This window comes from Dysgonomonas sp. HDW5A, from assembly GCF_011299555.1.
Taxonomy (GTDB): Bacteria; Bacteroidota; Bacteroidia; order Bacteroidales; family Dysgonomonadaceae; genus Dysgonomonas_A.
The window spans coordinates 566,753-578,095 of record NZ_CP049857.1; the positions used below are offsets into that span (position 1 = coordinate 566,753).

Consider the following 11,343-nt stretch of genomic DNA (forward strand, 5'->3'; position numbering starts at 1 on the left):
TTAAAACTTAAGATTTACACCAAATTGATAGGTTACTGAACTTGGTCCGCCGCTACCGTCTGAAAGAGACGCTGAAGCCCATTCGGGATCAAATCCCTTATAATCGGTAAATACAAAAGGGTTTAAAACATTTACATACAGCCTCAAATTCGATACGCCTATATTCGATAACAGTTTGCGTGGAAGCGAATATCCAAAGGTTATATTCTTAACTCTGACAAATGATGCATCTACATAGTTATTCGACCCCGATTCGCTATCGCTCGATATACTCCAATATGCTCCTCCTCCGTTATTTATACCGCTATTGTTGGGGTAAGGGTATGCCTGACTGTTGCGTCCGGCTGAAACTCCTACCGTACCATCAGCATTTAAAATAGGTGTGCCTGCCGGAATGTAATAATCCATCTTTAATTTACTGCGTCCACGATCTTTATAGTCAGTAAATTCTACCATAAATGGACTCAACACATTTACACCTTGTTTTGTATAGATAGAAAACGAGAAATCAAAATCCTTCCAATTCAAATTAGAGGTAAAACTTCCAGTCCAATCAGGCAGGGCTGATCCCAGAATCATTTTATCTTTTTCGTCTATCACATAGTTTTTGTCGCGGTCAAGCACTTTTGCCTGTCCTTCGTACTGACCATATTTTGCGGCCTCGGCAGCTTCGTCAGCAGTCCAAACACCTATTATCTTATAATTATAAAGCGCATCCAACGATTCTCCGATAAACAGTTTATTTCCTACGTCATCTACTTTTGCACCGTAAAGCTCTACAATCTCATTTTTATTGGCTGAGAATACGAAAGTAGTTGACCATTGAAGATTTTTTGTAACAACATTCATTGTTGTCAAAGCCAACTCAATACCGCTGTTACGAACTTTACCTACATTATCCCACATTTTACCTCCGTATGCTCCCGTTTCAAGAGGCATGGTACGTTTGTAAATAAGATCGGATGATAATTTGTTATAATAGTCGATCGTACCATTGATACGTCCGCCAAAGAATCCATAATCAAGCCCAAAGTTAAATTCTTTCGATTTTTCCCACGACAGGTTTTTATAAACCAATCCGTTAGGACCGTATCCATTAGCTCCTACTCCGCCGAAATCATACCAGTACTTTTGTTTGGCAAGAGCTTGCGTATCGTAAGGACCTACACCTCCGTTGTTTCCGGTATAACCGAAACTGGCTCTTAGCTTAAGATTACTCAATGCATCGAACTTCATGAAGTCTTCTTCCGAAACTCTCCAAGCCAATGCCATGGAAGGAAACATTCCCCATTTTTTACCTTGAGCAAACTTAGACGATCCATCCCAGCGGCTTGTTACCGTAGCCATATATTTACTCTTATAGGTATAATTGAACCGTAAAGCATGGGACAGCATGGTTATTCGTTGATAGTTACTGCTAACTTTCTCGATAACGGCTGCCGATTCCAAGTTATGAAAACTTGTTTCGAAAGGCATATCCCTTACCTTGGTATAATCCATATTATACTTATTATCATAGATACTAAACAGATACATACCATTAAAGTCATGGTCTCCGATAGTCTTCTGATAATTTACCTGATTATCCCATGTATAAGTAAATCGGTCCTCATTGGTTACCTCTGCGGCATTTACTCCGGCAGCAAACTGAGCTGCTGTTTTTACGCCATTATAAACTCCATGACGGCTTGTATTATAAGTCGGCAGGAAGCTACTTTTTACGGTTATCTCCTTTGTTGGATTATACTGAACATATACATTTGCCAACACATCATAAATCTTTTCATTATCTTCTGCATTCATCAAATCGATAAGAGGATTTATAATTCCTGAGAACTGCCCACTGCTTTCAAATATATCTTTTCCTCCGGGAAGCAACACCAAATCACCGTTTTTATCATAAGGAATAAAATATGGATTGGTTCGGAAACTGTTCAAAACAGCATTTTTACTCCCGAAATCTTTCTCGGTCATGGCCATATTTGCAGAAAAACCAACCGAAAATTTGTCATTGATTTTATTATCTACAGACCCTTTGATATTGTATCTTTTATAATTATCATTTACAAATACACCATCTTCGTCCTGAAAACCTACCCCAACGCGATAAGCCAGATTTTTGGTATTACCATTTATACTGATAAAATGATTTTGTTGCTGTCCGTTCTGTGTCACAAGATCAGGCCAGTTTGTATAATCTTTCTCCTGAAATATTCGTTTCATTACCTTACTATCACCATTCCAGAAGTTCTTAAGATCGCCACTTGTTATACCATACTCAGGTATACCTGTTGCATACGCTTTCTGCAACTGAGCATTAGTCATGGTTGTATATCTGGCAAAACGGTAATCGCTAAACTCGTCGCCACTCATAAAATCGGGCATACGAGCTACATTTTTAGATCCATAATATCCGTCGTAAGTAACCGATACCTTGCCCACATCAGAAGGTGTGCCTTGCTTGGTTGTTACCATAACAACTCCATTGGTTGCTCTGGATCCGAAAATAGCTGTAGAAGAAGCATCCTTCAAAATATCAAGACGTTCAATATCGGCAGGATTCAGGAAGTCAATACCATCCGTAACAACTCCATCAACAACATAAAGAGGAGAACCTCCCTGCATCGAACTCTTTCCGCGGATTTGAATATCAAATCGCCCACCTGCTCTACTCGAGTTTTGGGCAATATCAACCCCTGCTACTTGTCCTTGCAACGATTCCATCACACTGGTTGCTCCTTTTGCAACAATATTGTCAGCGGAAACGCTACCAACCGACCCCGTAAGATCGTTCTTCTTCATGGTTCCGTATCCGATAACAACCACTTCATCCAGTTCCGAGAAATCGTCTCTCATAACAATATTCACCACTTTACCGGTGATAGGAACATCCTGAGTTTTCATACCAATATACTTGGCTTCGAGAATTTTTGAGGTAGCGGGAACAGACAGCGAATACTTTCCGTCTAAATCTGTTATTGTACCTGTAGTAGAACCTTTTACTGAAACCGAAACCCCTATTAAGGTTTCTCCTTTTGAGTCTGTCACCGTACCCGATACTTCTATTGTCTGCTGTGCAAATGCACTTTGCCATGATAATAGAAAAAATAAGGCACACATCACAGACAACGTTTTCAAAATTGTCTTTTGCATGGTGTGGTTAAAATTAAGAAGTTTAAGGTCTAACGATTTGATTTATAAAGCTAACTTGTTACAATAGTAGAATATATTTATCGGTTATACAGGGGACATTTTGACTACTCAGGGTAGTCAAAATGTTTTTATTTTATTTACCTAATAATAAACTCATCATTATAAATGGCCCGACTGCTTTAGGGTCGTTATCTCTGATAGGTTCCGATATATAATATTCGAAACTACCGTCACGATACACTTTTTCACCACCTAACCCTGCAACCGAACATCCGTCTGTTATCGATATGGTACCATCAGATTCTTTTTTTACAAATCTCTTCACAAACTGATCGTATGCTTTCTTTCCTTTCTTTTCGTATGACTTATTTAAATACCCTTTTTGTGCACCTTTAACCCATGTGTAGATAAACATAGCCGAACCGCTCGATTCGATATAGTTGCCCTCTCTGGTTCCCATATCGGTTACCTGATACCACATGCCTGTCTTAGGGTCTCTAAACTTTTCAACGGCTGCACAAGCATCTTGCAGGATAGCAATAATTTCAGCTCGCTTAGGATGATCTTCCGGTAAATAGTCCAATACATCCACTATAGCCATCATGTACCATCCTATACTGCGTGACCAAAAGTTAGGCGACAAACCTGTTTCGGGATTCGCCCATTTCTGCTGACGGCTTTCATCCCATCCGTGATAATACAATCCTGTTTTGGCATCATACAGGTATTTATGTGCATCCAATATTTGTAAGGTTACTTCGTCGAACAGATCGGGTTCATTAAAAACTTTACCATATTCGGCTAAAAACGGACAAGCCATATACAATCCGTCTAACCACACCTGATGCGGATATATCTTTTTATGCCAGAAACTGCCATCTGCCGTACGTGGATGGGTTTTCATCTGATTACGCAATAGAGTCATAGCTTTTTTGAAACGCTCCTGCTTTGTTTTTTCGTAAATCGGAAATAATATTTTCCCTGTATTTACTCTGTCGATATTATATTCCTGCGGTTTATATGTTTTGATCTGCCCGTCTTCGCCAATCATAAGATTGGCATATGAATATGCATAATCGAAATATTTCTGATCTCCTGTTTTTTGCCATGTTTGTAAAATGGCTTGCAGCATAAGTCCATGGCAATAATTCCATTTGGGTTCTTTCGAAAAATCAAGCATCCACGATTCGGGATTTCTTTTTATTTCGGAGTTTACCATCCAAACAGAATAGGGTTTGCCTGCAAAAACCGATATGCCGGACAGGGATATCAATAGGATGATGAATGTAAAAAGTATTTTTTTCATGGTTCTCTTTATTTAAAGGTGGTCAAAGACCTTTTGTTTGGTATAACTCGAAAATAGTATATAAATACTTGCAGTAGTCCGATTCTATTTCATAATATCTTTAACCAGACTATTTAAATACACTTCAAGATAAGTATATCCTTCTTCATTTGTATCGTTTGCTGTTTTGTTCGGATAGTTAGCCTCTAACCAGCCATCGGGAATACCATCGATATTAGTATCGGTAATAACCTCTTGAGGGTCGAAACTGTACACTTCCCATCCACCCACATCTTTTTGTGAATCAATCATTCCGGGTCTGGTCGTACTATCCCGTGAAGCCCTGACAGGAGTCAGACCGTCTCTTACTTCGACAATGATACGTGTATCGGTCTTGTCTCTTTTAAGACTGGCTCCACTTTTGGCTAATACTTTTATAAAAGCTGTTTCTGCATCATCGGTTTCAACCAAAGGTACTTCAAAAGGAACCAACGAAATCAGTTCTTCTTTGTTCTTTGTTGACGGATTGGGTTGAAGTCCTAGCATATTATTTTCAGTTGTTGCTTTATCTCCATATATATAATTCCCACTGAGGTAAAATTGTCCCCAAACTCCGGCTTCTTGTTTATTGGTTCCATCATCTGCATTAGGAGAGAATATTCTATTCGGATTCGAAGATGTTTTCGATGGTTTATAATAGTTGTTTATAAAATTATATCTGCCACCTTCTCCTGCATATCCGCTATTACTGCCCCAGTTGTAGATCACATTATTTCTGAAATCTACCAATTCCAATTCGGGCAAAGCTGTATAACGGCTACCGCACATACGAGGGTTACGGCTATCGTGATGGGCTAATAGATTGTGATGAAAAGAAGCCGTTTTTCCACCCCATATTCCGCCATAACCGTGTCGGCCTTTTCGGTGAACCGATGCTCTCAGGCTTTCGGAAAGAATAGACCATTGTAATGTAAAGTTTTCGTTATCGTAGAAAGACCCGCACTCATCAGTACTCCAGCTTAATGAACAATGATCTATAATAATATTTCTGCTTTTATTTCCGGATAAAGCATCGTCTTCAACACCCGACAGGTCTCCCATTCTAAAACGTATAAAACGAACTATAACATTCTCGCCTGTTATTTTCACCGGATAATTAGCTATACAGATTCCGTCACCGGGGGCACTTTGTCCCGCAATAGTAGTATTGGATAGAATATTTAATCTCGATTTCAGATGAATTATTCCTGCGACTTTAAACAGAATAACTTTAGGTTCGTTTCCCCTGAGGCACCAGCGAAGGCTTCCTTCGCGGGTCTTTTTGTCTCCAACAAGCGTATCTTGGAGGGTTGTTACATAATAAACAGCACCACCACGTCCACCGGTAGTATACATTCCACCACCTTCGGCTCCGGGAAATGCCGGAGTTTGGGCATTTACAAAAAGACCAGCCCATAGTAACATCAGAAATAATATCGTGTTTTTCATAGTCTGAGAATAAAAAGAGAATATGTTTACTCCTTGGTTATTTTATCAGCTTTCAACATCTTGGGTAATGCTATTTTTCCATTAAGCTTACCTGTGATTTTTACAACTTCTTTTAGAGAATCAGGATAAGTTAATCCTGTAGCATCCATATTTTTTACATTATTCAAAATTAATGCCGGACCTTCTTTAGGTATAATCTTCACATTTTTGAAGGTAATACCATCCGATTCCGACAATTCTCCACCAAAGGTAGAGGTTATTGTTGTGTTTTCGAGATTAATGTTTGTGATATTCATTTCGGGAAGCCCGTTGAAGTACATTGCTCTTCTTGCATTTCTGGATGTGAGATTTTTCACATATATATTTCTGAAAACAGGAGTTGTTTCGTCCACTTCATAAACAATATTTTCTACAGGCGTTTCATCTCCATCCTCTAAGGCTTCCGATGCTGATTTGCCTCCATAGTATAAATCGAACAAAAACGACTCGGTAGCAATATCGAACATGTTTATATTATTCACATAAATATTCTCCACAACACCTCCTCGTCCTCTGCGACTTTTAAATCTCAAACCGACATCTGTTCCTAAAAATTGACAATTAGATACCGATATATTACGCACTCCTCCTGACATTTCGCTTCCTACAACAAAGCCGCCATGTCCTTGAAATACTTTACAATTATCGATGATTACATTCTCGGTGGGCATACCTCTACGGCGTCCATCTTCATCTTTTCCCGATTTGATACATATAGCATCATCGCCGACATCGAATGTACTGTTAACTATTATCGAATTCTGACAAGACTCCAAATCCAATCCGTCACCATTCTGTGAATAGCCGGGATTACGGACAAATACATTATCTACAATTACATTTTTACACATCAATGGGTGTATATTCCAACTGGGTGAGTTTTCGAAAAGAACTCCTTCGAGCAAAACATTTTCGCATTCGATGAAACTAACCATAACGGGACGCAGAAAATCTTTTACAGATTTCCACTCTTCATCCGATAAGTCCCCTTGAGGAACATTCATATCACTCATATCATTTCCCTTGAGCGAACCTTTGCTAGGGAACCAATAGTTACCATCTTTAACAACACCTCCCGATTTAATCACTCTCTGCCAATGGCTATCGGTTACTTTACTTTTTTTCAAGGGTCTCCACGCATCGCCCGAACCGTTGATCGAACCTTCGCCCGTGATAGCTATGTTTTTCAGATTACGACCCGAAATAGGTGACTGACAACGACGGGTGTCAAGTCCTTCAAATACGGTATGAACTAATGGGTACAAATCAAAATCTGAGGAGAATAAGATTAAAGCTCCCTTTTCGAGATGCAGATTTATATTCGATTGAAATACAATAGGACCTGTATACCAAATTCCCGAAGGCACTGTAAGAGTTCCTCCTCCTTTTTGAGATAAAGCTTGCATTGCTTTAGCAAAAGCCTCGGTATTTAGAGTAGCTCCATCGGGTACTCCTCCATAATCTGCTATTGAGACATTATTTGCAGGAAATGTGGGGCGATCCAACACCGGCATTTCGAAAGGCAAGCCTTTATATAAATAATTATATCTGTCACCAGCATGAAGCAAACCCGGAACGAGAAAACAAACGGCAAGGATAACTGCAATCTTATTTAATGTGTTCATTTTTTTCAATGTTTCTATTAATAATGGAGGTAAGGCACAGACTATATTATGACTTTATAACTGTAGTCCTTACTTCCTTATTTTAATTTATAATTCGGTCTTCATATCATTTACCACCAACGGGGATCGCCGGGTTGTTTTTCTCCACCAATGTTAGTATCCTTGATTTTGAAATTTCCATTCGCAGGATCGGTAAATAAATTGGTCGATGTATTTTCATAATCCAAAACCCCTGTCAGCGGATAGTTTGAAGCAACCGCATAGTCATTCGTTTTATAAGAATCGTATACAAATGTGCTTTCTATTTTCGGGTTGGTTGCCCGGGTAGACACAGAAGCATCTGAGGCTCCGAACAGGCTGTTATTTATACTGAATGTTCCTGCAACATTGGCTGCTTTTCCATCGAAATTGATGATGTATTTATCTTTTGCTTGTGCATCGTAGAAAGTACAATAATTAATACTTATCGATACAGGTTTCGATTTGCAAGTAATAACATTTGTATTGTTTAATTTATATACTGTACTATTTTTCAAGCTAATATCTTTTACTGATACCGCAGCAGCATCTATAGATATAATACCATAACTTCCGATATTACTGATTATACAGTTATCAATATCAATCAAGCCGACAGTTAACGCAGCACGCATACGAAATACCCCTCTAAAGGCAGATATAGTACAATTATCCATTTTGAATTCGGAAATCGTTCGGGCTGTAGTTGGATTATCATTCATCACATAATCAGCTGAAGCATCTGTACCTGTAACAGTCATGTTGTGTATCCATATTTTGAAAGAGGAAACAGCATTATCGAGTTTAATCTCCTTAAGGCTGATAGCTGCCTGTCCTTCTCCCGATAATCCCCATAATGTAAGAGATTTTATATGTGCCGGAAGTGTCCATGCATCGCCTATTTCAAATTTTGCAGATGAAGGGATAACTAACACAACTTCACTTTCGGTTATTGCATTTAAGAAATCGACAATATTTTCGGTACCTGTCATCGTATATCGTTTTCCGTCGCCCGATATTTTCTGAGCAGTTGTAAATGATTTTGTTCCTTTTTTACGATCTCCGTTATAAATCTCAACAGTATAAGATGTGTTCTCTTTAAGATCCGATAATTCTAATTTACTTTCTGTAATATTAGACGGGGATAGATCGATTTGTTTTTTAGTTCCTCCACTTGATAATATGATATGAGTCACTTCGGCTTCGGCCTCCCAAGTTAATGTTGCCGAACTTTCGGTGATATTACTCACTGCATCGAAAATTTGTTCTCCAGAAGTCTTGAAAGTCAATGTTACCCATCTCGATTCCGGTAATCCGTTATTAGATGTTACTTTCATACGGGCTGAGTATCTGCTCTCTGGATCTAATTTCTTTACCGTAGCAAGATATAACTTGGATGTAGAGTTAGGATCCAGCACAATGTCATCTGCCAATATCTCAACAGTATTGGTTATGGTAGTGAACTGTAAACTATCTTTACTGAATTCTATAACATAAGATTGCGCATTGGGCACACTCGAAAAACGAAGGCTCACCGACGTTGCTCCAACTTGTGCTGTTTCGAATGTTACCGGACTAAATATCCGGTTAAAGCTGTCGTCTACACCCCAGTCATTTACATCTTCGCAGGATGAAAACCCCAGAGTAAGACCAAGCATAAGCAGACTGCTTATTATATTTTTTATTGAAAATTTCTTTTTCATTCTATTTACTTTAAATGAGTTAAGTAAAAAAGTATTTACGATATACTTTCTGGTTAAAAACAGCTTCGGAGGTTTCACCGCCCAAAGCTGTTAAGAGCTTTTAAGACCTTAGTAACCGTAAGAATTAGTAACAATCCCCTGATAATCTCCAATCACACTACTATGAATCGGATATAAATAACGGTTATCGCATACACCGTTGTACTCTTTGAAAAGTCCTGAGCTAAACAAACGGATTCTCTCTTTATAGCTTTTTTTATTATCTTCAGAAAAGCCCGACATCCACTTAACCTTAGTATATCCGCGAGCTTTCAACTGGTTATCATCCAAAGCATCTAAAGCTATGTCGCCCGCATAATAGTTAGTACTGTCTTTGGCTATATTTTCTTTATCGTCTTTATATTTGTAATATATATTTTGAGGTAACGACGATACTTCTTTGCCAAATATATTGGCTGTTTCGCCATTGATCATAGCCAGAAAAGCGGCTTGTTGATCTTTAATTTTCTTTCCTAACAGATTCCAACGAATAAGGTCAAACTTGCGAATAGCTTCACCGCCAAATTCCCATGCTCTTTCATTTACCAATGCTTGAAAGAACTGTTCTTTTGATCCTAAATTATTTATATAATCAGTAACATTTTTAGACTCGTTTTTTGTTCCGGCAAAAGCTCTTGCCCTCACTTGCTTCAAGGCGTTTTTAGCAGATTCGGTAGGTCCGTTTAGCTCATTTTCGGTCTCGGCATACATCAACAGAACATCTGCATATCTCATGTTGATCCAGTTTATTCCATACCCCCATTTACCATTGGCAGCCTTATTCTGAGCTAACCATTTTGAGTTTTCAGCCATCCAGCGTTGATCCCATTTTGCAAAATTGTAAGAAAGAGGATTGCTTTGAAATACTTCCTTCTGATCTCCACTGGCGTTACCATACATTATCGTTGCAATGGTTGCATCTCTACGGGGATCTTCTTTATCAAAAGAATAGTAATAATAAGCACTTGTATTCACCACATTCGAGTTATTACCATATCCGTATTTCGTATTGGTGTAGAATCTGATTCCGATACTATAACCGATTTCTCCACTTTGACTTAGTCCAAGTGCAACTTCATATAAGTTTTCTTCATTCGCTCCATCTGCTTTCAAGGCACATACATCTTTCCAGATATCTTCATAGCTAGACTTCAGACGGTATTTACCCTCATTAATTATTTCCTCACATTGAGTACGTGCTATTTTATAATAATCAAGATAATCTGACCTTCTTTCGGTCGGATACCCCGGTTTATCTCTTAATGAATAACCACCTCTTGTTAGAGCAATACGGGCAATAATACCTTTAATGAAACCTCTACTGATTCTTTCCGAGTTAGAATAAGAAACGGAACCCGCACTTTGCCCTACCCATGGAACATCTTTTTCTATTGCTAACAGATCTTTGATGAGGTAGTCACAAATCGAATCACGGTCTGTTTTAACCAGATATACATTAGACAAGTCATTCTTGGTTGGCTCTGTTTTGAAAGGAACATCTCCCCAATGTTTCACCAACTCATGATAGCCCATTGCTCTCATTGCCACCGCTTCTCCCAACAACGATTTCATTGCTTCCTTTTCTTTATCTGTACCCGAAGACATAAGGGGACTGTTCTGTATTCCTTGAATAACCAAATTAGCACGTTCTATCATTTGATAGATTCTAGTCCAGATAAGAGTCGAATTACCCGAAGTTGCATAATAATTAGAAACACCTCTGTTGGTATCCTGATTATAGCTCGTTTCATCGGCACCCACAAATTCGATATCATTATTTGTACTCCAGTTTATCGATATACGCTGTGCATACATTTGTGCATCGGCTATACGGTCATAAATACCTTTTACCGCCGACTCTGTGTAGTAAACTGATGTGTATACAGTTTCGTCCGTCATCTTCGAATCGCTGCTTGTTTCCAGAAAATCATTGCAGGACGAAAGCATGAACGAAAAAGCTGCTACGGTTATATATATTAGTTTTCTCATTGTA

6 protein-coding genes are annotated in these 11,343 nt (G+C 38.7%); all 6 read right to left on the reverse strand.

The features are described 5' to 3' along the window. On the reverse strand, positions 1-3,153 hold the full coding sequence (locus G7050_RS02275; RefSeq protein ID WP_255499243.1) for a TonB-dependent receptor: 3,153 nt from the start codon (positions 3,151-3,153) through the stop codon (positions 1-3). Positions 3,154-3,286: 133 nt separating this feature from the next. Continuing rightward, entirely contained in the window at positions 3,287-4,459 is a 1,173-nt protein-coding gene (locus tag G7050_RS02280) for a glycoside hydrolase family 105 protein (RefSeq protein WP_166110609.1), read from the reverse strand. 84 nt (positions 4,460-4,543) lie between these two features. After that, on the reverse strand, positions 4,544-5,926 hold the full coding sequence (locus G7050_RS02285; protein WP_166110611.1) for a polysaccharide lyase family 1 protein: 1,383 nt from the start codon (positions 5,924-5,926) through the stop codon (positions 4,544-4,546). 26 nt (positions 5,927-5,952) lie between these two features. Beyond that, positions 5,953-7,590, reverse strand: coding sequence for a glycoside hydrolase family 28 protein (locus G7050_RS02290; protein ID WP_166110614.1), 1,638 nt, complete (start codon positions 7,588-7,590; stop codon positions 5,953-5,955). Between the two features lie 110 nt (positions 7,591-7,700). After that, positions 7,701-9,311, reverse strand: a complete 1,611-nt coding sequence (locus G7050_RS02295; protein ID WP_166110617.1) for a DUF5123 domain-containing protein — start codon at positions 9,309-9,311, stop codon at positions 7,701-7,703. 108 nt (positions 9,312-9,419) lie between these two features. After that, positions 9,420-11,339 carry a RagB/SusD family nutrient uptake outer membrane protein gene (locus G7050_RS02300; protein WP_166110620.1) on the reverse strand — a complete coding sequence of 640 codons (1,920 nt, stop codon included), beginning with the start codon at positions 11,337-11,339 and terminating at the stop codon, positions 9,420-9,422. Positions 11,340-11,343: the final 4 nt, after the last annotated feature.